This is a genomic window from Pseudomonas sp. DR 5-09 (genome assembly GCF_001655595.1).
Lineage (GTDB): Bacteria > Pseudomonadota > Gammaproteobacteria > Pseudomonadales > Pseudomonadaceae > Aquipseudomonas > Aquipseudomonas pharyngis.
In genome coordinates, this window is the sequence record NZ_CP011566.1 from 4,065,030 (window position 1) to 4,089,988 (window position 24,959).

The following is a 24,959-nucleotide window of genomic DNA, read 5'->3' on the forward strand; positions in this document are numbered from 1 at the left end:
AGGTTTTCGGAGCAAGATTGCCGAGCGATTCGACTAGCCCCAACGCATCACAGCCAACAGCCACACCAGGGACAACGCGGACGCTACCCAGATGCTCCAGTCGGTCACGCCGATTACCAGCAGATGCAGGTAGGCGCTGCCGAGAAGACCGATGAACAAACGATCGCCACGGGTGGTGGCAATCGGCAGAAACCCTCGCCGCAAGATGCTCGGCGAGCGCAATTCCCAGGTGGTCATGCCCACCAGGATCAACCCGATCACGATGAAAAACGCCGCCGTCGGGACGGTCCAGCTCATCCATTCCATCATCATTTCCTCAGACCCGGCCCAGGGCAAAGCCCTTGGCCACGTGGTTGCGAACGAACCAGATCACCAGCATGCCGGGGAGAATAGTCAACACCCCCGCCGCCGCCAGTACGCCCCAGTCAATGCCGGACGCCGACACCGTGCGCGTCATCACCGCCGCGATCGGTTTGGCGTTCACCGAGGTCAGCGTGCGCGCCAGCAGCAGTTCGACCCAGGAAAACATGAAGCAGAAAAACGCCGTCACACCGATGCCGGAGCCGATCAGCGGGATGAAGATCTTCACGAAGAACTTAGGAAAACTGTAGCCGTCGATGTAGGCAGTTTCGTCGATTTCCTTCGGCACCCCGGACATGAAGCCTTCAAGGATCCACACCGCCAACGGCACGTTGAACAGGCAGTGCGCCAGCGCCACGGCGATGTGGGTGTCGAACAGGCCGATCGACGAATACAGCTGGAAGAACGGCAGCAGGAATACCGCCGGCGGCGCCATGCGGTTGGTCAGCAGCCAGAAGAACAGGTGCTTGTCGCCGAGAAAGCGGTAACGCGAAAACGCGTAGGCCGCTGGCAGTGCCACAGTAAGGGAAATGATCGTGTTCAGACTGACGTAGTACAGCGAGTTGATATAGCCGGTGTACCAGCTCGGATCGGTGAAGATCACCTTGTAGTTCGCCAGCGTGAAATCCTGTGGGAAAAGGGTCAGTCCGCCGAGGATTTCGGTGTTGCTCTTGAACGACATGTTCAGCAGCCAGTAGATCGGCACCAGCAGGAACAGGATGTAGAGCAGCAGTGGGATCACTTTTTTCATAGGGGTAAGACGTTTGCTCATGGCCGGGCCTCAGCGGTTGGCATCGTTGTGGGTCATGGCGGTGTAGAACAGCCAGGACACCAGCAGGATGATCAGGAAGTACACCAGCGAGAATGCCGCCGCCGGCCCCAGGTCGAATTGGCCTACGGCCATCTGGGTCAAGGTCTGACTCAGAAAGGTCGTCGAGTTACCCGGCCCGCCACCGGTGAGCACGAACGGCTCGGTGTAGATCATGAAGCTGTCCATGAAGCGCAGCATCACCGCGATCAACAGCACGCTCTTCAACTTCGGTAACTGAATGTGCCGGAACACGGCCCAGGCCGAGGCCCGGTCAATACGCGCGGCCTGGTAATACACGTCGGGAATCGCCCGCAGCCCGGAGAAACACAACAGCGCCACCAGCGAAGTCCAGTGCCAGACGTCCATCACCAGCACCGTGACCCAGGCGTCCATGGTGTTGGCCGCGTAGTTGTAGCTGATGCCCATGGCGTTGAGGCTTGAACCGAGCAGGCCGATGTCGGCGCGGCCGAAAATCTGCCAGATGGTGCCGACCACGTTCCATGGAATCAGCAACGGGATCGCCAGCACGATCAGCACCACCGACGACCAGCGACCCTTGGTCGGCATGGTCAGCGCAATGGCGATCCCGAGGGGGATTTCGATCAGCAGCACACACGCCGAGTAGATGAACTGGCGCAGCAACGAGTCGTGCAGACGCGGGTCAAGCAGCACCTGCTTGTACCAGTCGGCGCCGACGAAGTAGCGGCTGGACTGGTCGAAGATGTCCTGCACTGAGTAATTGACCACGGTCATCATCGGGATCACCGCACTGAACGCCACCAGCAGGAACACTGGCAACACCAGCCACCAGGCCTTGTTGTTCTGCACCTTGTTCATGGCTGTACCTCGCTGTCGGTGGCATCCAGCAGAAACTCGTCGGCATAGACCATCAGCCATTGCGCCGGAAAACTGATGTACGCCGTGCCCTGGGGCACCGGTTTGTCCTCGGCCAGGCGCACTTTCAGCGGTGCGCCGTCCAGATCCAGGGTCATGATCTTGTAGGTGCCGAGGTCTTCGACGTGTACGACCCGCGCCTGCATCGCGTCATCAAACGGCTCGTCCCACACATGGATGAACTCGGGACGGATGCCGACCTTCAGATTTTTCCACTGGCCGTGTTCGATATGGCGCTGCAAGCCGTCGGACAGCGGCAGATGGGTTGAATTGAAACCGACCCCGCCCGGTTGCGGCTGCACTTCGATCAGGTTCATCCCCGGGCTGCCGATGAAGTAGCCGACAAAGGTGTGGCTCGGCCGCTCGAACAATTCCCGTGGCGTGCCGAACTGGACGATCTGGCCGCCGTACATCACCGCGATCTTGTCGGCGAAGGTCGAAGCCTCCAGTTGATCGTGGGTGACGTAGACCATGGTGATGTTGAACTGCTCGTGGATCTGCTTGAGCTTGCGCCGCAGTTTCCATTTCAGGTGCGGATCGATCACCGTCAGCGGCTCGTCGAACAGAATCGCCGAGACGTCATCGCGCACCAGGCCACGGCCCATGGAGACTTTCTGTTTTTCGTCGGCAGTAAGGTTGCGCGCCTTTTTGCTCAGCAGGTTCTGCAGGTCGAGGACTTCGGCGATTTCCTGCACCTTGCTGTGCACTTTCGCCTCGGCCAGGCCCTGATTGCGCAGGGGAAAGGCCAGGTTGTCGAACACGGTCATGGTGTCGTACACCACCGGGAACTGGAACACCTGGGCGATGTTGCGCTTCTCCGGGGTCAGGTCGTTGACCGCTTTGCCATCGAACAGCACATGGCCCTGGGACGGGCTGAGCAGGCCGGAAATGATGTTGAGCAACGTCGATTTGCCGCAACCCGAAGGGCCGAGCAAGGCATAGGCGCCGCCCTGCTCCCAGATGTGGTCCATCTCACGGATCGCGTAATCCTCGGGCCCGCTCGGGGTTTTACTGTAGCTGTGGGCGAGGTGCTGCAAACGGATTTCGGCCATCAGGCAACCCTCGCGACGCGCCGGCCCGGTGCCTGCACCAGACGGCCCTGCGCATCGAACACAAACAGTTTATGGGTCGGGATATAGATGCGGATCGGCGCATCGACGTCGTATTCGTGAACCCCCGGCAAATGCAGCACCAGCAGGAAATGCTCGTTGCGCACGTGCAGGAAGGTTTCCGAACCGCTGATTTCCGCCACCTCGACGGTCACCGCCAGTTCCAGGTCGTCGTCGTTGCTCGGCACCAGCGAGATGTGGCTCGGGCGCACGCCAAAACGGAACTCGCCCTCGCCCACCGGCCGCAGGTCGACGTTCAGCGGGAAGTGCACGAAGTTGGCGAAACTCACTTCGTTACCGGCGATACGCCCCGGCATCAGGTTGATCGGCGGCTCGGAGAACAATTCGGCGGCCAGCACCGTTTGTGGCTGGTGGTAGACCTCGGTCGACGGGCCGCTCTGGATCACCCGGCCCTCGTGCAGAATGGTCGTGGTACCGCCCAGCGCCAGCGCTTCGTTGGGTTCGGTGGTGGCATAGATGGCGATGGTGTGGCGCGCCTTGAACAGCTCGCGCATTTCCTGGCGCAGTTCTTCGCGCAGTTTGTAATCGAGGTTGACCAGCGGTTCGTCGAACAGGATCAGCTCGGCATCCTTGACCAGCGCCCTGGCCATGGCCGTGCGCTGCTGCTGGCCGCCGGACAGTTCCAGCGGATAGCGCTTCAGGAACTTCTCGATGCGCAGCATCTTCGCGGTTTCCTGCACCTTGCTCTGGATCTGCTCGTTGGAGATCCCGGCCTGGCGCAGCGGCGAGGCGATGTTCTCGAACACCGTCATGGTCGGGTAATTGATGAACTGCTGATAAACCATCGACACATTGCGCAAACGCACCGGGCGTTGGGTGACGTCGACGCCGTTCATCAGGATGCGGCCGCTGTCGGGCTTGTCCAGACCGGCCATCAGACGCATCAGACTGGTCTTGCCGGACAGCGTGCGTCCGAGCAAAACGTTGAAGGATCCAGGTTCGAATTTCAGGCTCGCATCGTCGATCCAGGTCTGGCCCTCGACGGTACGGCAGACGTGCTCCAGGGTGAGTGACATGGCTCGGCCTTTTTATTATTGGAGTCAAGCGACCTGTCCTGTAGAGCGACATTCGTGCCAGAAACGGCAAGCTGTTGATTTACCGCAAAATTCGCTGGAGGCCACGCAAACCGGGGTTCGCAGCTGAACACAAGTGAACAGTCGCGACTGAACAATTGAACAGTCGGTCGATTGACAATGAACAATAGTGAACAACACTCTATGGATGCTTTTTGCTCGTCGAACGAGCCATAACAAAAACAACAAAGCACCCTTCAGAGACTGCCAATCATGGCCGCACCTGCCTCGCCGCTTTCCCACGACGCCCTCGTCCAGAGTTCCTGGCAACGTTGCCGCGCGTTCGGTCTGGATCACCAAAGCGCCCCGGCCTTTGATCAGTTGCCCGCCGCCGGCATCGCGCATCTGCTCGACAGCCATCACGCGCTGGTGCAGACCACCCACCAGGAAGTCTTGCCCTACTACGAAAACATCCTCAGCAATTCCAACTGCCTGATCATGCTCGCCGACAATCAGGGCCAGGTGCTGACCTCGTGGGGCACGCAACGCTTTATCGAGCCGAGTCTGGCGCGGGGTTTTCAACCGGGAGCGAGTTGGATCGAACGCGCCAGCGGCACCAACGCCATCGGCACGGCGCTGGCCTGCGAGCAGGCGGTGCACATCGAACACGATGAACACTTTCTCAAGGCCAACCGCTTCATGACCGGTTCCGCCGCACCGATTTTCGATGCCGAGCGCAAGGTCATCGCCGTACTCGATGTGTCCAGCGACAGTTATCTGCCGCCCTCGCACACCCTCGGCATGGTCAAGATGATGAGCCAGACCGTGGAAAACCGGCTGATCCTCAACCTGTTCCATGGCCAGCACTTTCAACTAACCTTCAACACCGGGTTGAACAACCTCGACAGTCAGTGGGCCGGGCTGCTGATCTTTGATGAGAGCGGTCAGGTGCTGTCGGCCAACCGTCGGGCCGACAATCTGCTGGGTGTCCGCTTGTCGCGGGTCAGCGTTGAAAGCCTGTTCAAGGTGTCGTTGCTGGAGTTGATCAATCAGCCGGAAGGTTTGCCGTTCGCCTTGCAGACCTCCGGGCGCAATCGTTTCCAGTGTTTGTTGAAGCGACCTAAACAGGCGCCGATTCAGGCGCGCGTCTTCACTGAAACAAGAACCGCTGAAGCCAGAACCGCCGAACCGAAAGTCGCCGCACCCACCGCCATCAGCCTGAGCACGTTGCACTTCGGCGACAGCCGCGTGGAGAAAGCCGTGCGCCAGGCCGAACGCTTGCTGGAAAAGGACATTCCGCTGCTGATTCACGGGGAAACCGGGGTCGGCAAGGAAGTCTTCGTCAAGGCCCTGCATCAGGCCAGCTCCCGCAGCAAACAGGCGTTCATCGCCGTCAACTGCGCGGCGATCCCCGCCGAACTGGTGGAGTCCGAGCTGTTCGGTTACGAGAAAGGCGCGTTCACCGGCGCCAACCAGAAAGGCAGCATCGGCCTGATCCGCAAGGCCGACAAGGGCACCCTGTTCCTCGATGAAATTGGCGATATGCCACTGCCGACTCAGGCCCGGCTGTTGCGGGTGTTGCAGGAGCGCTGCGTGCAACCGGTGGGCAGCAGCGAGCTGTTCCCGGTGGATCTGCGGATCATTTCCGCCACCAACCGTTCGCTCAGGGAACAGGTGCAACTGGGGCGTTTTCGCGAGGATTTGTACTACCGCATCGGCGGCCTGACCTTGGAACTACCTCCGCTTCGCGAGCGCAGCGACAAGCAAGCGCTGTTCAAACGGCTGTGGGAACAACATCGCGAGCCGTCGCAGTGGGCAGGATTGAGTCGCGAGGTGCTGGAACTGTTCGAACGGCATCCGTGGCCAGGCAACCTGCGCCAGGTCAGCAGCGTGATGCAGGTGGCGCTGGCGATGGCCGAGGAACAACCGATCCGGCCCGAGCATTTGCCGGACGACTTCTTCGTCGATCTGGAGATGGAGCCGGTGGAAGTCGCCGAGCCGTTGGGCATCGACCTGAACGATGCCGAGGCGCTGAACCGGGAGTTGCAACTGGCCGGCGGGAATATTTCCCACCTGGCTCGGCGATTGGGGGTGAGCCGCAATACGCTGTACAAGCGATTGCGGCAGCTTGAAAGCTGAGCGCCCCCATAGCGGGTCAGGCCGAAATTGCTGGTTCAACAGGCGCAGTCGATGCGGCCGCCAACGTCCGCAGGCCCATCAGCACCACGACCATCATCATCAGACCTGCGGCTATCGCAACGCCGAACCCTGCCCGGGCGCCCCAGGCATCAATCACCAGCCCCGCCAGCATGCCGCCGAGCGCCACGCCGATGCTGATCCCGGTGGTCATCCACGTCAGGCCTTCGGTCATCCTCGCTGCAGGGATGATGATTGTTCCCAGCTTCATGACCACCACCATGGTCGGCGCGAACGAGATGCCGGCGATAAACAGCATCGCGGTAAGGACATAAACGTCCGGTGAGAAAATCGGCAATACGCCGGTGACTGCCGTGACCAGGATCCCGATAAAGAACTGCTTTTCAATCGCCAGCGAAACCCGCAACGCGCCGAAGGTCAGGCCCGCCACCAGCGAGCCGAACGCATAGGCAGCGAGGATGAAGGTGGCGGACGCTGGCCAGCCCTGGGCATTGGCGAAGGCCACAACGGCGACATCGATCGATCCGCCAATGGCGCCCATCGCCAGCAGTGCCAGGACGATGGTGCGAACGCCGGGAATCAGCAGGGTCGAACCACTGTTTTTCCGGTTGCCCGCCACGACTTTCGGTTCGGTCTGACGCTGCATGAGAAACGCCGTCACGCCGACGGCCAGCAGCCCCACCGCCACCAGCGGCCCGGCTTCCGCGAAGAAACTCACGCTCAAACCGATCGCCAGTGGCGGGCCGATGATGTAAGCGAGTTCGGTGAGGACCGTGTCCAGCGAGAACGCGGTGTGCAGTTGTGGCTTGCCACGAAACAGCTGCGTCCAGCGTGCGCGGATCATGGACGGCATGCTCGGCATCGTCCCTGCCAGTGCCGCCAGCACAAAAAACAGCGCGGCCGGCGCCCTCAGGTGCACCGCAACAATCAGCGCCAGCAACATGACGATGCTGAACGCCGTGACGACGGGCAGCACGCGACTCTGGCCACGCCGATCAACCTGTTTCGAGATGCGCGGGCCGAGCAGCGCATTGGCCAGGGTAAACGTACCGGCGACTGCACCGGCCAGCCAGTAAACGCCGGTCTGCTGCACCAGCATGGTGATGATGCCGATGCCGATCATTGCCTGGGGCAGTCGGGCAATAGAGCTCGCGAGGATCAGCCCGGTCGCGCCGGGTGTCGATACCAACTCGCGATAGTGATTAGCCATGATTTCTCCATTCCATAAACGTCGCCGATCAGCATCCGGCTGAGCGCGTTGCGGACATCAAGACCTACGCGAACGTCAAAAGCAATCCCTCACCCCAGCCCTCCCGAAACGTCGGACCGCCCGGAGGGAGAGGGAGCTGACCGAGGTGTCTGGCGTTCTACATCGACCTGAGAGATTGCGTCGATTATGGATTCGGAGAAAACCTTTCAGGTCGGCGTATTTCTTGAATATCCCCCATTCAGTCCCCTCTCCCTTTGGGAGAGGGTTAGGGTGAGGGGCTCTTCTCGCAGCCAAACAAAAACCCGCACAAGGCGGGTTTTGTTTGCAACAGGTGCAGCAATCAGTCAGCCAGACGCCAGGTCGTGCCGCCCTTGCCGTCTTCCAGCACCACGCCCATGGCGGTGAGCTGGTCGCGGATGCGGTCGGATTCGGCCCAGTCCTTGCCGGCACGTGCCGCCAGACGCGCAGCGATCAGCGCCTCGACTTCGGCGGCATCGACACGCCCTTCGGCGCCGGCCTGCAGGAAGTCATCGGCTTCGAGCTGCAACACACCCAGCACGCTGGCCAGTTCTTTCAGACGCGCCGCCAGACCGGCCGCTGCATCGAGATCGCTCTCGCGCAGACGGTTGATCTCACGGACCATCTCGAACAGCACCGCGCAGGCTTCCGGCGTGCCGAAGTCGTCGTTCATCACTGTGGTGAAGCGCTCGACGAACGCTTCACCGCCAGCCGGTGCCACGTTCGGCAGGCCTTTCAACGCGTGGTAGAAACGCTCCAGTGCGCCCTTGGCGTCCTTGAGGTTGTCTTCCGAATAGTTGATCGCGCTGCGGTAGTGGCTCGACACCAGCAGGTAACGCACGACTTCCGGGTGGTACTTGTCGAGCACGTCGCGAATGGTGAAGAAGTTGTTCAAGGACTTGGACATCTTCTCGCCATTGATACGGATCATGCCGCAATGCATCCACGCGTTGGCGTAGGTCTTGCCGGTGGCCGCTTCGCTCTGGGCGATTTCGTTTTCGTGGTGCGGGAACTCGAGGTCGCTGCCGCCGCCATGAATGTCGAACGTCTCACCCAGGCAGCAGGTGGACATCACCGAGCACTCGATGTGCCAGCCCGGACGCCCGGCGCCCCACGGCGATTCCCAGCTCGGCTCGCCCGGCTTGACGCCTTTCCATAGCACGAAGTCCAGCGGATCTTCCTTGGCTTCGTCGACCTCGATCCGCGCACCGATGCGCAGGTCTTCGATCTTCTTGCGCGAGAGCTTGCCGTAGCCCATGAACTTGCCGACGCGGTAGTACACGTCGCCATTGCCCGGGGCGTAGGCGTAACCTTTGTCGATCAGGGTCTGGATCATCGCGTGCATGCCCGGAATGTGGTCCGTGGCACGCGGCTCCATGTCCGGCTTCTGGATGTTCAGGCGCGCTTCGTCTTCGTGCATCGCGGCGATCATGCGCTCGGTCAACGCTTCGAACGACTCGCCGTTCTCGTTGGCCCGGTTGATGATCTTGTCGTCGATGTCGGTGATGTTGCGCACATAGGTCAGGTCATAACCGCTGAACCGCAACCAGCGGGTCACCAGGTCGAACGCGACCATGCTGCGGCCGTGGCCCAGGTGGCAGTAGTCGTACACGGTCATCCCGCAGACGTACATGCGCACCTTGTTGCCATCCAGCGGCTTGAAGACTTCTTTGCTCTTGGTGAGCGTGTTGTAGATCGTAAGCACGGTGTTTCCTTAAGACTTGATCACTGGCCCCACGAATCACGCAGGGTCACGGTACGGTTGAATACCGGCTGACCTGGTTTCGAGTCCTTGATATCCGCGACGAAGTAGCCTTCGCGCTCGAACTGGAAACGGTCTTCCGGCTGTGCGTTGCCCAGCGAGGGTTCAGCACGACAACCGGTCAGCACTTGCAGTGAGTCAGGGTTGATGTTGTCCAGGAAACTCGCGCTGTCTTCGGCCTTCTCCGGGTTCGGAGAACGGAACAGGCGATCGTACAGACGCACTTCGCACTCGATGCTGGCAGCGGCCGGCACCCAGTGGATCACGCCTTTGACCTTGCGGCCTTCAGGGTTCTTGCCCAGGGTGTCCGGATCGTACGAGCAACGCAGCTCGACGATGTTGCCGTCGGCGTCCTTGATCGCTTCGTCGGCACGGATCACGTAGCTGCCGCGCAGACGCACTTCGCCATTCGGCTCCAGACGCTTGTAGCCTTTTGGCGGTTCTTCCATGAAGTCATCGCGGTCGATGTAGATTTCACGGGCGAACGGCAGCTGGCGCACGCCGAGTTCTTCTTTCTGCGGATGACGCGGCAGTTCGAGGTTGTCGACCTGGCCTTCCGGGTAGTTGGTGATCACGACTTTCAACGGACGCAGCACGCACATAGCGCGTGGGGCGTTCGCGTCCAGGTCCTGACGGATGCTGAACTCGAGCATGCCGAAGTCGACCACGCCGTCGGAACGGTTGGTGCCGATCATCTCGCAGAAGTTGCGGATCGATGCCGGGGTGTAGCCACGGCGGCGGAAGCCCGACAGCGTGGACATGCGCGGATCGTCCCAGCCGTTGACGTGTTTCTCGTCAACCAGTTGCTTGAGCTTGCGCTTGCTGGTGATGGTGTAGTTGAGGTTCAGACGGCTGAACTCGTACTGACGCGGGTGCGCCGGCACTGGCAGTGCGTCGAGGAACCACTCGTACAGCGGACGATGGCTTTCGAACTCCAGGGTGCAGATCGAGTGGGTGATGCCTTCGATGGCGTCCGACTGACCGTGGGTGAAGTCGTAGTTCGGGTAGATGCACCACTTGTCACCGGTCTGGTGGTGATGGGCGTGGCGGATGCGGTACATGATCGGGTCGCGCAGGTTCATGTTCGGCGAGGCCATGTCGATCTTGGCACGCAGTACGCGGGCACCGTCCGGGAACTCACCGGCGCGCATGCGGGCGAACCAGTCCAGGTTCTCTTCCACCGAACGGTCGCGGAACGGGCTGTTCTTGCCAGGCTCGGTCAAGCTGCCGCGGTATTCCCTGGCTTGCTCGGGCGTCAGGTCGTCGACGTAGGCCTTGCCGGCCTTGATCAGCTCGACGGCCCAGTCGTGCAACTGGTCGAAATATTGCGAGGCGTAGCGCACTTCGCCGGACCATTCGAAGCCCAGCCATTTGACGTCGCTTTCGATCGCGTCGATGTATTCCTGGTCTTCCTTGGCCGGGTTGGTGTCGTCGAAACGCAGGTGGGTAACGCCGCCGAACTCCTGGGCCAGGCCGAAGTTCACACAGATCGACTTGGCGTGGCCGATGTGCAGGTAGCCGTTGGGCTCAGGCGGGAAACGGGTGACGATCTGCGTGTGCTTACCCGAGTCCAGGTCCGCCTGGATGATCGGGCGCAGGAAATTGACCGGCGTAACGGGGCCGGTCTTGGAATTCGAGGTAGGGTCGACAGTGGGCTTGCTCATAGGATCCTTGAACGTACAGTGCGCGGCCGGGACACGGGCCTGACAAAACAAAGCGGCTATCATAGCCGATGCTGTCAAGCCCCTGACAGAGCAGGGCTTAAAAGGAATGCATTTAATCGCCGGGTTTTGAAAAACAGCCTCGAAATTCGCGCCTGTCACGCTAAACTGCGCACCTTGGCCCTCACGGGCTGAACCGGTACGGGGCCCAAATGTCCCAATACCCACGAATTCCTTATAAAGAGCATCGATCATGACTCAAGTTAAATTGACCACCAACTTCGGTGACATCGTCATCGAACTGAACGCTGAAAAGGCGCCTCTCACCACCGCCAACTTCATCGAATACGTCAAAAAAGGTCACTACGAGAACGTCGTGTTCCACCGCGTCATCAAAGGCTTCATGATCCAGGGCGGCGGTTTCGAGCCAGGCATGAAAGAAAAGAAAGACAAGAGCCCGAGCATCCAGAACGAAGCCGACAACGGTCTGAAGAACGACAAGTACACCATCGCCATGGCCCGTACCATGGACCCGCATTCGGCTTCGGCGCAGTTCTTCATCAACGCCTCCGACAACAGCTTCCTGAACCACACCGCCAAGACCGCTCAGGGCTGGGGTTATGCCGTGTTCGGTAAAGTGGTTTCGGGCACCGACGTTGTCGACAAGATCGAAGGCGTTTCCACCACGTCCAAGGCAGGCCACCAGGACGTACCCGCAGACGACGTGATCATCGAGAAAGCCGAGATCATCGAAGCGTGATATTGCTGATTTCAGACTTGCATCTGGAAGAGGAGCGCCCGGACATTACCCGGGCGTTTCTGGATTTACTCGCCGGACGCGCCCGCTCGGCGAGTGCGTTGTACATTCTGGGCGACTTCTTCGAGGCGTGGATTGGCGACGACGCCATGACCCCCTTCCAGCGTTCCATCTGCCAGGCCCTGCGCGAACTCAGCGACAGCGGCACGGCGATTTTTCTGATGCACGGCAATCGCGACTTCATGCTCGGCAAGGCCTTCTGTAAAGAGGCCGGCTGCACGCTGTTGAAGGATCCGAGTGTCGTGCAGTTTTACGGCGAACCGGTGCTGCTGATGCACGGCGACAGCCTGTGCACCCGCGACGAAGCCTATATGAAGCTGCGCCGCTACCTGCGCAACCCGCTGAGCCTGTTCATCCTGCGCAACCTGCCCTTGCGCACCCGGCACAAACTCGCGCGCAAGCTGCGCAGCGAAAGCCGGGCGCAGACGCGGATGAAGGCCAATGACATCGTCGATGTCACGCCGGAGGAAATTCCGCGGATCATGCAGGAATACGGGGTGAAAACCTTGGTTCACGGGCACACCCATCGCCCGGCGATCCACAAGTTGCAGATCGGCGATCAGGCGGCGAAGCGGATTGTGCTGGGGGATTGGGATCGTCAGGGTTGGGCGTTGCAGGTGGATGAGAACGGGTTTGCGTTGGCGCCGTTTGACTTTGCGCCGCCGCTGGCATTGCCGCACGGCTGAAGATCGCCACCCCCTCACCCCAGCCCTCTCCCCCAAGGGGGCGAGGGGGAAAGGGAGCCGACCTTCATGCTTTTCAAACCTGAGTTCGACTGAAGACTTTCAGGTCGATGACCTCGCACATCCACTTCGGTCAGTCCCCTCTCCCTCCGGGCGGTCCGACGTTTCGGGAGGGTTAGGGTGAGGGAAAGCTTTTGATCTTAGTGCCCGGAAGCAGCCGGGCCTGCCTTGGCAGCAAACGGCGGTTTAGCCAGCCACACAATCAGAATCAAACCCATGAACCCCCACCCCAGCAACGTGAAGTAATCCACGGTGGAAAGCATGTACGCCTGACTGGTGAGGATCTGATCCATCTGCGCATAGGCCGATTGGCTCGCGCCACCCAGCGAATGCAAGGTCTCGCGAGTCGCTGGCTCGAAGGTGCTGATGCTCTCGCTCATATAGGCATGATGCTGATCCGCCCGGCGAATCCAGATCCACGTAGTCAACGACGCCGCAAAGCTGCCGCCCAGTGTCCGCAGAAACGTCGCCAGACCCGCGCCATCGGCAATCTGGCTCGGCGGCAGGTCCGACATCAGAATGCTCAGGGTCGGCATGAAAAACAGCGCCACGCCAATCCCCATGAACAACTGCACCAGGGCGATGTGCTGGAAGTCCACTTCGTTGGTGAACTCGGCGCGCATGAAGCAGCTCAAGCCGATCGCCAGGAACGCCAGCCCGGCCAGCAGGCGCAGGTCGAACTTGTGCGCGTACTTGCCGACAAACGGCGACAACAGCACCGGCAGAATACCGATCGGCGCCACCGCCAGACCGGCCCAGGTCGCGGTGTAGCCCATCTGGGTCTGCAACCACTGCGGCAGGATCAGGTTGATGCCGAAGAACCCGGCGTAACCCAACACCAGCACCAGCGTGCCGATGCGGAAGTTGCGATAGGCAAACAGCCGCAGGTTGACCACCGGATGCTGGTCGGTCATTTCCCAGATCACGAACACCGCCAGCGCGATCACCGAAATCGCCGCGCCGATGATGATGAAGTTCGACTCGAACCAGTCCAGGTCATTGCCCTTGTCGAGGATCACCTGCAATGCGCCCACGCCGATGATCAGCGTGATCAGCCCGACGTAATCCATCGGCTGATGGCTGGTGACCACCGGGCGTTTGGCCAGTTGCTGGCGCACCACCATCACCGCGAAGATGCCGATCGGCACGTTGATGAAGAAAATCCACGGCCAGCTGTAACTGTCGGTGATCCAGCCGCCGAGGATCGGCCCGGCAATCGGCGCCACCACCGTGACCATCGCCAGCAACGCCAGGGCCATGCCCCGCCTCGCCGGCGGATACACCGCAATCAGCAGTGTCTGGGTCATCGGGTACAACGGCCCGGCCACCAGGCCTTGCAGCACGCGGAAGCCGATCAGTTCCGGCATCGATGTGGAAATACCGCAGAGGAACGAAGCCAGCACAAACAGGATGGTCGCCCACAGAAACAGCTTCACCTCGCCGAAGCGACGGCTCAGCCAGCCGGTGAGCGGCAGCGCAATGGCGTTGCTCACGGCAAACGAGGTTATGACCCAGGTGCCCTGCTCCGAACTCACGCCGAGGTTGCCGGAAATGGTCGGCAACGCCACGTTGGCGATGGTGGTGTCGAGCACCTGCATGAAGGTCGCCAGCGACAGGCCGATGGTGCTGAGCAACAGGCTGGGCGGCGTAAAAGAGGCGTTATTGCTCATCGTGAATCCTATGAAGCCGGGTTGGCGCCGTGTCTGTTACAGACGCAGTCGCCCTTTGTGGGAGCGAGCCTGCTCGCGAAGACGGCGGCTCAGCCAACAAAACTGTTGAATTGAAAATCGCCATCGTCGGAACGCCGCCCGGAGCAAGCTCGCTCCCACAGGATGGGATCAGCGTTGCGCAGTCTTGCTGACCGCGGCGCTGTTGTCGTGGATCAACTGGGTGATCATCGCGTCGGCTTCGGCCAGTTGGCGGTCGTAGACGTTGGTGCTGAACGAGGCCTTTTGCGGCGGTTGCTGGGCCAGTACCGGGCCGCTCTGGTCGTGCAGGTTGACCTCGACATTGGTCGACAGACCGACGCGCAGCGGGTGCTTGGCCAGCTCTTCGGCGTTGACGTGAATCCGTACCGGCACACGCTGCACGATCTTGATCCAGTTACCGGTGGCGTTCTGCGCCGGCAACAGGGCGAACGCGCTGCCGGTGCCCGCGCCGAGGCTATCGATGGTGCCGCTGAACTTGACGTCGCTGCCGTAGATGTCCGACTCGATCTCCACCGGTTGGCCAATGCGCATGTCACGCAGCTGGGTTTCCTTGAAGTTGGCGTCGATCCACAGCTGATCCAGTGGAATCACCGCCATCAGCGCAGTGCCCGGCTGCACACGCTGACCGAGTTGCACGGTGCGTTTGGCGACATAACCGGTGACCGGCGCAATCAAGGTGCTGCGCGCGTTGGTCAAGTAGGCCTGACGCAGTTGCGCGGCGGCGGCCATCACGTCCGGGTGCGAGGAGACCACGGTGTCATCGACCAGCGCGCTGGTGGTTTTCAACTGCTGCCTGGCGTTGGCCAGGGCGTTTTGCGCCGAGGTCAGATCGTCGCGAGCGTGGGACAGTTCTTCCTGGGAAATCGCCCCGCCAGCAGCTAGGTTCTTACGACGGTTGAAGTTGTCCTGGGCTTTCTGCACTTCGGCCTGTTGCGCATTGACCTGGGCCTTCATGCCGTCGACGTTACTGTACAGACCGCGCACCTGACGCACGGTGCGGGCCAGATTGGCCTTGGCACTTTGCAGGCCGACTTCGGCGTCGTTCGGGTCGAAGTTGATCAGCACCTGGCCTTCATGAACCAAGTCACCATCGTCGGCACCGATGCTGACCACGGTGCCGGTCACCAGCGGGGTGATTTCCACCACGTTGCCGTTGACGTAGGCGTCGTCGGTGCTTTCGCTCCAGCGCCCGATGAATTCGTGATACGCCCAGACACCGGCACCGGCGAGGGCAACCACAACGGCCAGCACCAGCAGCATCACCTTGCGTTTGCGCGGATTGCCAGTGTCCTGGGCGTTGTCTTGAGCTTGTGTGTTTTCGGCAGTGGCCATGACAAGTACCTTGAATTAGTTGTGCGGCGTGGCTGGGGTGGCGTTGGCTGCGGTCAGGGTTTCACCCTGGAAGCCGCCGCCCAGCGCTTGCATCAGTTGAATCGACAGGTCGATCTGCTCGGCATTCAGGTTGGCCAGCTGACGCTGGGCCTGCAGCAATTGCTGCTCGATGCTGAGCACGTCCAGGTAGTTGCCGATGCCGGAACCGTAACGCTGGACGACGGTGTTGTAAGAATCCTGGGCAATCTCGGTCGCGTGCTGCTGGGCGCCGATCTGCCGGCCGATGTCACGCAGCTGGTTGATCGTGTCGCTGACATCGCCCAGGGCTTTCACCAGGCTTTTGTTGTACTGCGCCACGGCGAGGTCGTAATCGGCGTCGCGGGCATCGAGGTTGGCGCGCAGGCGCCCGCCATCGAAGATCGGCACCGAAATCGTCGGGGCAATGTTGAAGAAGCGACTGGCGGAGCCGAACATCGCGTCCCCCAACAAGGATTCGGCACCGGCGGAAGCCGACAGGTTCAGGTTGGGATAGAAGCGGGTCTTGGCCGAGTCGATGTCCTTGCTCGCCGCCTCGACACGCCAGCGCGCGGCGACCAGATCCGGGCGACGGCCCAGCAGCTCGGCCGGCAGCACCGAGGGCAATGCCACGGCGCTGGCTTGCAAAACTTTCGGTCTAGCGATTTCGTTGCCGCGATCCGGGCCTTTGCCGAGCAGTACGGCCAGGGCGATTTTTGCGCTGTTCAGGCGTTTTTCGGCGTCGATCAGGCTGGCTTCGGAGCTGGCTTCCAGACTTTGGGTCTGCTGGAACTGGTACTGGCTGTCGATCCCCGAGCTCAAACGACGCTGGCTCAGGTCGAGCATCTGTTTGGTGCGCTTCAAATCTTCGTTGGCCAGGTCATAAACGATGTGCGCCTGACCCAGATCGCTGTAGGCCCGAGCCACGTCGGCGGCGAGGGTCAGTTGCGCGGCCTGACGGTCGACTTCGGCGGCGCGGGCCTGACCGAGTGCAGCTTCCCAGGCGTCACGCTGACCGCCCCACAGGTCGAAGTTGTAATTGAAGCCGGCGCTGATGTTGCGCACGGTGGAGTAAGCCCCACCCTGCCCCAATGGATCCTGATCCCGGGCCAGACGCGAGCGGCTGATGCCGGCGCTGGCGTCGAGGGTCGGATAACGCTCGGCATCGGCGGCATACGCGGCGGCGCTGGCCTGATGGGCACGGGCGTCGGCGATCTGCATGTCCGGGCTGTCTTTCAGGGCTTCGCGGATCAGGCCGTCGAGCTGCGGATCGCCGAGGCTGGTCCACCAGTCGCTCTTCGGCCACGCGGCCTGGGACAGGGTGACGCCGTTGAGCGATTGCCCGGTCTGCAGGGTTTTCGCATCGAGGCTGGCGCCCTGGGTATCGAGGCCACTGTAGTTGGCGCAACCGGCGAGGATCATCGCCGACAGCACCAGTGTCAGGCTGCTGCGCAAGGTTTTACCGCTCATTGTGTTCACCTAACCGCTGGATGGTGATCGGGTCACCGGCTGCCAGCAAAATTTTCTTGAGGATGTATTCCAGGGTTTTCAACTCGTCCGGGGTCACGGCGCCGGCCAGTTCATTCATGGCGTCGGCGCCGATGTGCGGCAGGCGATCGGCCAGTTGCTGGCCCTGCTCGGTGAGTTTCAGTTGCACCTGACGGCGATCACCTTCGCTGCGTTGGCGAACCAGGAAACCTTTCTGCTCCAGACGATCGAGCATCCGAGTCATCGAACCGCTGTCCAGCGACAGGTGCCGGCACAGCTCGGCCGGAGTGTCGACGCCGAACTGGGCCATGATGATCAACACCTTGAACTGCGCGGCGGTGATGCCGTGGGGTTCCATGTGGGTGTCGATGATCTTGTCCTTGAGTAAAGCGGCACGGCCGAGCAACAGGCCGAGATGGCAATGCTGGAATTCGTCAGGGGTGAAATGCTTCATGTGCTCACCTAATAACTGCCTAGGCAGTGAATGTATGTCGAGATGTTACTGCCTAGGCAGCGAATGTCAACGTAATAGTTAGGTTGCTTTGTAATTAGTTGACCAATGGATTGGGTTTTTCTGTCGTCCGTGCAGACGCCATCGCGAGCAGGCTCGCTCCCACACAGTTGTGAACTTCACAAAACCCTGTGGGAGTCAGTCTGCTGGCGATTGCACCAACTTGTTAATACAGGCAGGGAAAAGCGGGCTAGAAATCCCGCTTGTAGAAGATGTCCAGCGAGCTGGCCACACCGCTGGCGGCTTCGAGGTAAACCTTTTTGCTCAGTTTGTAACGCAAGGCGATGGTGTTGGCCGGCTCGAACACGCCGACGCCATAGCGCAGGCTGAGTTTTTCCGAGATGTTACCGCTGGCCACCACGCTGGTGGTGTTGCCGCTGCCCTGGGTGTCGAGCTGAAAGTCCTGAATGCCCAGGTCGCTGGCCAGACTGCTGGTGACCCCGGAACTGCCCATCAGGCCCAGACCGAGTGCCGTCTGCGCGAGCATGTTGTTGTCCTCGCCGGTGGTGCTCAGCGGACGCCCCAGCACCAGATAAGACAGCGCCTGTTCCTGGCTCATGGCCGGTTCCGAGAAGATCTGTGTCGTCGGCTGCTCGGCGCTGCCGCTCAGGCGGATACCGGCGATCACATCATCGGTCTGGCGAATCGCTTCGATGTCCAGATATGGCTGATCGATCGGGCCGGCAAACAGCAGACGCGCGCGACGCACCGTCAGGCGCTGACCATAAGCGCGGTAGCGTCCGTCGTTGAGCCACAGTTCACCGCGAGTATCCATGTTGTCGCCGATGTGCACCTGGCCTTGCAGGTTCGCGGTCAGGCCGAACCCGGCGAAGCTCAACTTGTCCTGGCCGACCACCACATCGATGTCCATTTTCATCGCCAGCGGCGGTTTGCCCTCCTCGGTTTGCGCGCCGACGATGATCGTGTCATCGGAGACTTTCACCGTCGATGGCGGCAGTTCGCGCACGGTGATTTCGCCTTTCGGTACCAGCACCTTGCCGGCAATCGCCAGCTCATCGCCGGCCATGGAAATCTTCAGGTCCGGCGCCACTTCCAGTTTGGCGTAGGGTTCGACCGTCACTGGCAATTGCGTGCCCTTGAGCGCCAGATCCACCACCAGCGCCTGACCCCAGGCGATGTTGCCGTTCAGGCTGCCCTGCCCGCTCTTGCCGCTTTTCCAGCCGCCGTTCAATTGCACGGCTTCACCGGCGATCACCGCTTGTAGTTGCAACGCTTGCAGCTCGATCGGCAACTCCGGCCCGGACACTTCGCCGTCGCTGAGCTGCACCGTGCCGTTGACCAGCGGCGCGAGCAGCCCACCGGAAATCGTGCCGCTGCCGTTCAGGCGCCCGGTGAGTTTTTCGACCATCGGCACAAACGGCCGCGCCACCGACAGATCCAGTCCGCTGAGGCGGAATGTACCGCTGAGCGGTTTGTTCTTCGGCAGCGGGTTGAGCTGCGCCTGCACCATCAGCTCACCGAGCTTGCCGCCGACGAAGTTGAGATCAGTGTCGATGCGTTTCGGCGTGAGTTTGCTGGTGAGCTTGAGGGTCTGGTACGGGAAGTCCAGCCACTGATCCTTCTCGCGCATGCGCAAGGTGCCGCCGCTGGCATCGATGCTGACCTGGCCGTTCGGGCCGCTGGCCGGCAGGTCCAGTTGCAGGTCGGCGTTGAGCTTGCCCTGCCAGGCGAAATCCTTCGGCAGCCACTGCGCCAGGCTTTCGATCGGGAATTGCTTGAGGTGATAACGCAACTTCGGCTCCGGCATCAGGCGCTGGTCTTCACCGCACAGGCTGGCATTGCCGGACATCCAACAATGGGCGCCAAAGTTGATCTTGCCGTCGGCCAGCCGTTCGAGTTTGGCAGGGTTTTGCAGCTTCCAGTCCTGGCCGCCGGCCTGAATGTCGCCGCTGGCCAGACGCCCGCGCCAGTTGCCCTTGTCCAGATTGCCGTCCAGACCCAACGCAAGTTTCAGCTTCGGCCCGAGCAGGTCGAGGTTGAGTTTCTGGTTTTTGATATCGCCCTGAGCGCTGACGGTCAGGGTGCCCAGCGACGTATCGCCGGCCTGGATGCCGCTACCCTTGAGGTCGATCTTCGCCCGTTGCGCACTGTCGAGGGTGGCGTCGAGGTTGAGGCTTTGCAGGCGATTGTCCTGGAACGCCAGTTGCGAACCTTGCAGGCCGAGCTTGCCCTGCGGCGCCTTGAGCGTGCCGGCGACATCGACCCGCCCGTTGATCTGCCCGCGCAGTTGCGGCCAGAGCTGGGCCAGTCGCGCCAGTTTGATGTCGATCTGCCCGGTGAGCTTCTGTTGCAGGCTGCCCTTGCCGTTGATGCTGTTGTCGCCGAGGCGAATTTGCAGGGCGTTCAGATTCCACTGCTCGCCGGCGCCGTCAGCCTTGGCTTGCAGGATCGCCGGTTGCCCGCGCAGTTTGCCCTTCAGATCGAGGTCGGCATTCAGGCTCAGGCGCTCGTTTTTCATTTCGCCTTTGCTTTTCAACGGGCCGGCCAGGGTGCCCGGCAACTCCGCAACCCAGTACGCCGGGTTGAGCGCCGACAGTTCCAGCGCGGTGTCCCAGGCAATGCCATCGGCGAACTGCACGTTCACATGGCCTTCGGCCTTACCCTGCCCGGCTTCGAGTTTCAGTTGTGGCAGGAAAATCTGCTTGAGATTGCCGCTGAACGGACTGCTCAGGGTGAACGCCCCCGCCGGCCCATCTGCAGCGGCGGCGAAGTTACCGAGGTACTGACCGTCGGTGTAGGAGACTTCGCCGGTGAAGGTACGCAAAGCGACCTGCGGCTCGTCGATTTCCGGATAGAGCCGGTGCCAAGGAAAATCCAGCCAGTTGATGTTGGCCTGGGCGCTGAGGCCTTTGCTCCAGTCGACATTGCCGGTGAGCTTGAGGCTTTGCTTGTCGTTGGCTGTCAGGTCGAGGCCAGCAATCTGCGCGCCTTTGGCGTCAACCTTGCCTTTGAGCAACAGCGCCACCGGGCCTTTCTCGGCAGGCAGCGTCGCATTGCCGAGCAGTTGGTAACCGTTTTTCAGGTCGCCTTCGCCGGTCAATAGCAGCTGATTGAATTGCAGGGTGTCCGGCAGATCGGCGCTCGGCTTGAACGCCTCCGAGGTGATCCGCACTTTGGCCGGCAGGTTTTCCGCCAGCGGTTGCAGCTCGCCGCTCAACTGGCCGTTGAGGTAGCCACGGCTGTCGGCGTGCAGGTTGAGGGTTTTCAGCAGGTCGCCGTCGATTTTCAGCGCCAGCGTCCACGGCTCGGGAGCGGGCGACGGCAAGGTCAGATCACCGGCAATGTTCAGCGGCCAGTTGCCGGTCGGTTGCAACAGGCCGGACAGGTTCAGGCTCAACTCGTCGCGTTGCAGTTTCACACTGTCGATCTGCAGACCCTTGGCGGTCCAGTGCGCCGCCAGTTGCAGGCCTTTCAACGCTTCGCTGCCGTTGAACAACAGGCTGCCGACCTGCACGTCGCCCAGCTCGATGGCCACGGGCAATTGCAGATCAGGAAGCTTGATCGGGCCGCTTTCAGTGACTTCTTCGCTCGGCGGGAATTGCAGGCTGACGGTATCGGCCTTGAGCTGTTCGATGCACAACGTCATGCGCGTCAGGCACAGCGGCGACCATTCGAAGATCGGCTTGCTCAGCTCGACGCGGCTGCTGTCCTGCTGCCACAACAGATGATCGGCGCTCCACTGCCCGCCGAGGCGGCCCTGGAAATTGTCGACGCTCAAGCCCGGTACTCGCCCCAGCACCCAACGGCTGCCGGCCTGGGTTCCGAGCACAGCGGTGATGCTCAATACAATCAGCAGCACCAGCGACAACAGCGCCAGCGCCGATATTTTCAAACCACGCTTCACAGCTCAGGCCCCATGGAAAAGTGCAGCCGGATGCCGCCATCGTCGTCCAGTGCATGGGCCAGGTCGAGGCGGATCGGCCCCACCGGCGAGACCCAGCGCACACCGATACCGACCCCGGTCTTGAGGTTCGGCAGTTCGAGTTTGTTGAAGGAGTTGCCCTGATCGACGAAGGTCGCCACGCGCCACTTCTCGGCAATCGAGTATTGGTATTCGACGCTGCCGGCCACCATGTAGCGCCCGCCGATGCGGTCGCCCTCGGAGTTCTCCGGGGACAGGCTCTGATAGTCGTAACCACGCACGCTCTGATCGCCACCGGCGAAGAAGCGCAGCGACGGCGGTACGGATTTGTAACCGTTGGTGGCACTGCCGCCGACCTGCACTCGGCCGAGCAAGCGATGCTTGTCGAACACGGTGGTCAGGCCCTTGATCAGCGCCGTGCCATAAAGCAGGTTGTTGTCCGAACCGAGCCCTTCTTTCGCCACTTTGCTTTCGAAGGTCAGGCGATAGCCGTTGTGCGGGTCGATGCGGTTGTCACTCTTGAGGTAGGAATAGCTGACGCCGGGCATCAGCAAGGTGCTCAGACCGGAGTCGTCGCCGAGCTGGTATTCCTCACGCTGCCATTTCAACGAGATCACCCGCTGCCAGCCGCTGGGCAGTTTGCTGTGCCATTCCGGGCCGAAGGTCAGCAGCTTGCTCAAGGTGTCGGAACCGTCGATGTCCTCGTATTGATAACCGCCGGCCCAGCGCAGTTTGTCGGTCAGCGGCGGGTCCAGCGGGATGTCGTAGAACAGACCGACGTTCTGCCGTGGAGCCGACAGTTCGGCCTCCCAGCCATAACTGTCGCCCTGCGGGTTGACCCAGTGACGGGTCCAGTTGGCCTTGATTCGCGGGCCGACGTCGGTGGAATAACCCAGACCCAGGCCCATGGTGCGCGGCTTGCGGGTGTCGAGTTTGACGTCCACCGGGATCACGTCGTTTTTCGCGGCGGTCGGCGCGGCGTCGACCCGCACGCCTTCGAAATAGCCGCTCGATTGCAGGTCGCGGTTGAGTTCGGCGATCAGCTCGGAGTCATACGGCTCGCCGGCCTTGAACGGCACCATGCGTTGCAGCAGGTCTTCGTCGAACGGCGTGTCGCCTTCGAAGCTGACCTTGCCCAGCGCATAACGCGGGCCGCTTTCGTAGATCAGTTCGACGTCGGCGACCCCAGCGCGCGGGTCGACCATCAATTTCTGGCTGGTGAAACGGCCACTGAAGAAGCCATAACGCGAGGCCTGGTTCTGAATCAGGCGTTTGGCGTCTTCGTAACGCCCATGGTTGAGCACCGCGCCGGGCTTGAGCACGTCACTCTTGGGGACTCGAAAGGATTTGAGAGAGGCCGCCGGGCCGTCAACACGCACGGTCACGTTGCGCAGGCGGATCGGCTCGCCGGGATCGATGTTCAGCACCAGACGCGGTTTTTCACCGCCCTTGACGTCACTTTCGATCTGCGGCTGGTAATAACCCAAGGCCTGGGCGGCCTTGCGCGCCTGTTCTTCGGCGCCGCGACTGAAGCGCTGCAAGGCTTCTTCGTCACGATCGCCGAGGCTGCCGATATAGCCTTCTATATTGGCTTTCAGTTCATCGTTGGACGGTTTGATCCGCACATCCAATTCACTTTGCGCCAGCGCCGCGCAGCTGGTTAACAGCATGAGCACGCCACTGGTAAATCTTCCTGGAAACTTCATAGGCGCGGATGCTATCACGGGCTTGGGAGCGTGATAGAACAGGAAATTTCCCAAAAAGTTCGACGGTTATCCCGTTGCAGTTTGTAACACCTGCGGGTTGGCGTGGAAAAACACGTGCTCGCGAACCGGGCCGACGGCCACTTCGCCGATTTCCTCGTAACCCTGACGCTTGTAGAACTCCAGATAGCGCGGGTTGCCGGTGTCGAGAATCACGCCTTGGGAGCTTTCGTCCACCGCGCACCAGTTGTGCACCGCTTGCAGCAGTTGCTCGCCGAAATGCTTGCCCTGAAATTGTGGATGCACACCGAGCAGCGGCAGCATGTGCACCGAGTCGGTCGGCACGCAGGCTTCAACGGCAGCGTGATATTCCAGATAACGGCGGGTGCAGCGGAAGCCGGTGCTCAGCACCATGCGCAAACGCCAGGCCCAACTTTCGGTAACGCCCAGACGCCGTTGCGGCGGCGCGATCAGGGCGATGCCGATCAAGCGGTCGTTGACCAGCAGGCCGATGGCCGGCAGATCCTGCAGGAAGTGCTGTTTGACCAATTCCCGCACCGTGGCCCGCACCCGCTGCTCGTAACCCGGACGCTCGGCTTCGAACAGGTAAGCGAAGGTCGGCTCGTGGCGATAAGCCTGATAGAGAAGAGATCGCGCTTCACGGGAATAGCCGCGGTCGAGCATGTGGATGTCGGCAACGGCGGTTTGGGTTTCAGGCATGACGGTGATTCTCCCTGGACGGGACTCAAGAGGCCCCGTTCTTGTTATACGAGCCTTGGGCAGAAGGGATCGTTCCCACACCCGAAAGACATTAGCAGCGCATATGGACTACCGCCACGCTGGCCCAGATCCTACATGTCAGCTAGCATCGCCCTTTTGCCAGGACTGCCGACCATGAAGATCGTTTCCTTCAACATCAACGGACTGCGGGCCCGCCCGCATCAGCTGGCGGCGCTGATCGAAAAGCATCAGCCGGACGTCATCGGCCTGCAGGAAACCAAGGTCCACGACGACCAGTTCCCGCTGGATGAAGTGCGGGCCCTGGGTTATCACGTGTATTTCCACGGCCAGAAAGGCCATTACGGTGTCGCCCTGCTCTCGCGCCAGGAACCGATTGCCGTACACAAAGGCTTCGCCACCGATGAAGAAGACGCGCAGCGGCGCTTCATCTGGGGCACATTCGCCGACGCCAACGGCGTGCCGGTGACGATCATGAACGGCTATTTCCCACAGGGTGAAAGCCGCGACCATCCGACCAAATTCCCGGCCAAGCAGCGTTTCTACAGCGATCTGCAAGCGCTGCTGGAAAGCCAGTTCCACAACGAACAGCCGCTGGTGGTGATGGGCGACGTCAACATCTCCCCCGAAGACTGCGACATCGGCATCGGCCCGGACAACATGAAACGCTGGCTGAAAACCGGCAAATGCAGCTTCCTGCCGGAAGAGCGCGAGTGGATGGCCCGCCTGAAAAACTGGGGCCTGACCGACAGTTTCCGTCACCTGAACCCGGACGTGACCGACACGTTCAGCTGGTTCGACTACCGCAGTCGCGGGTTTGAAGACGAGCCGAAGCGCGGTCTGCGCATTGATGTGATTCTGGCGTCCCACGGTTTGCTGCCACGGGTGAAAGCCGCCGGCGTCGACTATGAACTGCGCGGGATGGAAAAGCCTTCGGACCATGCGCCGATCTGGCTTGAATTGAGCTGATACCGCAATCAGCTCAAATCGCTGTGGGAGTTCGC

Annotated in this window: 19 protein-coding genes; 4 read left to right on the forward strand and 15 right to left on the reverse strand. The window is 61.2% G+C overall.

The features are described from left to right. Positions 1 to 33 precede the first annotated feature (33 nt). Genes PDR5_RS18225 through PDR5_RS18245 form a run of 5 tightly spaced genes read right to left on the reverse strand, consistent with a single transcriptional unit; the run spans position 34 to position 4,211 of the window. On the reverse strand, positions 34 to 306 hold the full coding sequence (locus tag PDR5_RS18225) for a DUF2160 domain-containing protein (RefSeq protein ID WP_039767461.1): 273 nt from the start codon (positions 304 to 306) through the stop codon (positions 34 to 36). A gap of 10 nt (positions 307 to 316) precedes the next feature. Beyond that, entirely contained in the window at positions 317 to 1,111 is a 795-nt protein-coding gene (locus PDR5_RS18230) for a carbohydrate ABC transporter permease (protein WP_371915867.1), read from the reverse strand. A 30-nt stretch (positions 1,112 to 1,141) separates the two neighbouring features. Beyond that, entirely contained in the window at positions 1,142 to 2,008 is an 867-nt protein-coding gene (locus PDR5_RS18235) for a carbohydrate ABC transporter permease (protein WP_007951487.1), read from the reverse strand. After that, complete coding sequence (locus PDR5_RS18240; RefSeq protein WP_007951488.1) at positions 2,005 to 3,117, reverse strand: ABC transporter ATP-binding protein; 1,113 nt, start codon at positions 3,115 to 3,117, stop codon at positions 2,005 to 2,007. The genes PDR5_RS18235 and PDR5_RS18240 overlap by 4 nt, the downstream gene beginning before the upstream one ends. Then, complete coding sequence (locus PDR5_RS18245; RefSeq protein WP_064597764.1) at positions 3,117 to 4,211, reverse strand: ABC transporter ATP-binding protein; 1,095 nt, start codon at positions 4,209 to 4,211, stop codon at positions 3,117 to 3,119. Before PDR5_RS18245 ends, PDR5_RS18240 begins: the two co-directional genes overlap by 1 nt. Before the next feature lie 270 nt (positions 4,212 to 4,481). Here PDR5_RS18245 and PDR5_RS18250 point away from each other — a divergent pair, with 270 nt between their 5' ends. Beyond that, the gene (locus PDR5_RS18250; RefSeq protein ID WP_064597766.1) at positions 4,482 to 6,347 is read left to right on the forward strand and encodes a sigma-54-dependent Fis family transcriptional regulator; all 1,866 of its coding nucleotides are present in this window, start codon (positions 4,482 to 4,484) and stop codon (positions 6,345 to 6,347) included. Positions 6,348 to 6,363: 16 nt separating this feature from the next. Here the strand turns inward: PDR5_RS18250 and PDR5_RS18255 are convergent, their stop codons facing one another. The 3 genes from PDR5_RS18255 to PDR5_RS18265 all read right to left on the reverse strand — a co-directional run bounded on the left by PDR5_RS18255 (position 6,364) and on the right by PDR5_RS18265 (position 11,019). Beyond that, a complete protein-coding gene (locus PDR5_RS18255; RefSeq protein ID WP_064597768.1) occupies positions 6,364 to 7,575 on the reverse strand; it encodes an MFS transporter in 1,212 nt (403 codons plus the stop codon). A 340-nt stretch (positions 7,576 to 7,915) separates the two neighbouring features. Beyond that, positions 7,916 to 9,298 (reverse strand): cysteine--tRNA ligase, encoded by a 1,383-nt coding sequence (cysS, locus tag PDR5_RS18260; RefSeq protein WP_039767472.1) that lies wholly within the window; start codon positions 9,296 to 9,298, stop codon positions 7,916 to 7,918. A gap of 20 nt (positions 9,299 to 9,318) precedes the next feature. Then, complete coding sequence (locus PDR5_RS18265; RefSeq protein WP_064597770.1) at positions 9,319 to 11,019, reverse strand: glutamine--tRNA ligase/YqeY domain fusion protein; 1,701 nt, start codon at positions 11,017 to 11,019, stop codon at positions 9,319 to 9,321. A 250-nt stretch (positions 11,020 to 11,269) separates the two neighbouring features. Here PDR5_RS18265 and PDR5_RS18270 point away from each other — a divergent pair, with 250 nt between their 5' ends. Both PDR5_RS18270 and lpxH read left to right on the forward strand, forming a co-directional pair. Beyond that, positions 11,270 to 11,776 carry a peptidylprolyl isomerase gene (locus PDR5_RS18270; RefSeq protein ID WP_039767476.1) on the forward strand — a complete coding sequence of 169 codons (507 nt, stop codon included), beginning with the start codon at positions 11,270 to 11,272 and terminating at the stop codon, positions 11,774 to 11,776. After that, complete coding sequence (gene lpxH, locus PDR5_RS18275; RefSeq protein ID WP_064597773.1) at positions 11,773 to 12,519, forward strand: UDP-2,3-diacylglucosamine diphosphatase; 747 nt, start codon at positions 11,773 to 11,775, stop codon at positions 12,517 to 12,519. Before PDR5_RS18270 ends, lpxH begins: the two co-directional genes overlap by 4 nt. Positions 12,520 to 12,716: 197 nt before the next feature. On the opposite strand, the gene PDR5_RS18280 is transcribed toward lpxH, so the two are convergent. The 7 genes from PDR5_RS18280 to PDR5_RS18310 all read right to left on the reverse strand — a co-directional run bounded on the left by PDR5_RS18280 (position 12,717) and on the right by PDR5_RS18310 (position 23,937). Beyond that, the gene (locus tag PDR5_RS18280) at positions 12,717 to 14,246 is read right to left on the reverse strand and encodes a DHA2 family efflux MFS transporter permease subunit (RefSeq protein ID WP_039767480.1); all 1,530 of its coding nucleotides are present in this window, start codon (positions 14,244 to 14,246) and stop codon (positions 12,717 to 12,719) included. Between the two features lie 168 nt (positions 14,247 to 14,414). Then, on the reverse strand, positions 14,415 to 15,617 hold the full coding sequence (locus tag PDR5_RS18285) for an HlyD family secretion protein (protein WP_039767481.1): 1,203 nt from the start codon (positions 15,615 to 15,617) through the stop codon (positions 14,415 to 14,417). A gap of 15 nt (positions 15,618 to 15,632) precedes the next feature. Then, a complete protein-coding gene (locus PDR5_RS18290; protein ID WP_064597775.1) occupies positions 15,633 to 17,102 on the reverse strand; it encodes an efflux transporter outer membrane subunit in 1,470 nt (489 codons plus the stop codon). Then, positions 17,092 to 17,574 carry a MarR family winged helix-turn-helix transcriptional regulator gene (locus tag PDR5_RS18295; RefSeq protein ID WP_011334990.1) on the reverse strand — a complete coding sequence of 161 codons (483 nt, stop codon included), beginning with the start codon at positions 17,572 to 17,574 and terminating at the stop codon, positions 17,092 to 17,094. Before PDR5_RS18295 ends, PDR5_RS18290 begins: the two co-directional genes overlap by 11 nt. 247 nt (positions 17,575 to 17,821) lie before the next feature. Next, complete coding sequence (locus PDR5_RS18300; RefSeq protein ID WP_064597777.1) at positions 17,822 to 21,496, reverse strand: translocation/assembly module TamB domain-containing protein; 3,675 nt, start codon at positions 21,494 to 21,496, stop codon at positions 17,822 to 17,824. Next, the gene (locus PDR5_RS18305) at positions 21,493 to 23,220 is read right to left on the reverse strand and encodes an autotransporter assembly complex protein TamA (RefSeq protein ID WP_064597778.1); all 1,728 of its coding nucleotides are present in this window, start codon (positions 23,218 to 23,220) and stop codon (positions 21,493 to 21,495) included. Before PDR5_RS18305 ends, PDR5_RS18300 begins: the two co-directional genes overlap by 4 nt. Positions 23,221 to 23,286: 66 nt before the next feature. Then, complete coding sequence (locus PDR5_RS18310; protein WP_064597780.1) at positions 23,287 to 23,937, reverse strand: GNAT family N-acetyltransferase; 651 nt, start codon at positions 23,935 to 23,937, stop codon at positions 23,287 to 23,289. A 174-nt stretch (positions 23,938 to 24,111) separates the two neighbouring features. On the opposite strand from PDR5_RS18310, the gene xthA reads away from it, so the two are divergent. After that, a complete protein-coding gene (gene xthA / locus PDR5_RS18315; protein ID WP_064380745.1) occupies positions 24,112 to 24,924 on the forward strand; it encodes an exodeoxyribonuclease III in 813 nt (270 codons plus the stop codon). Positions 24,925 to 24,959 lie beyond the last annotated feature (35 nt).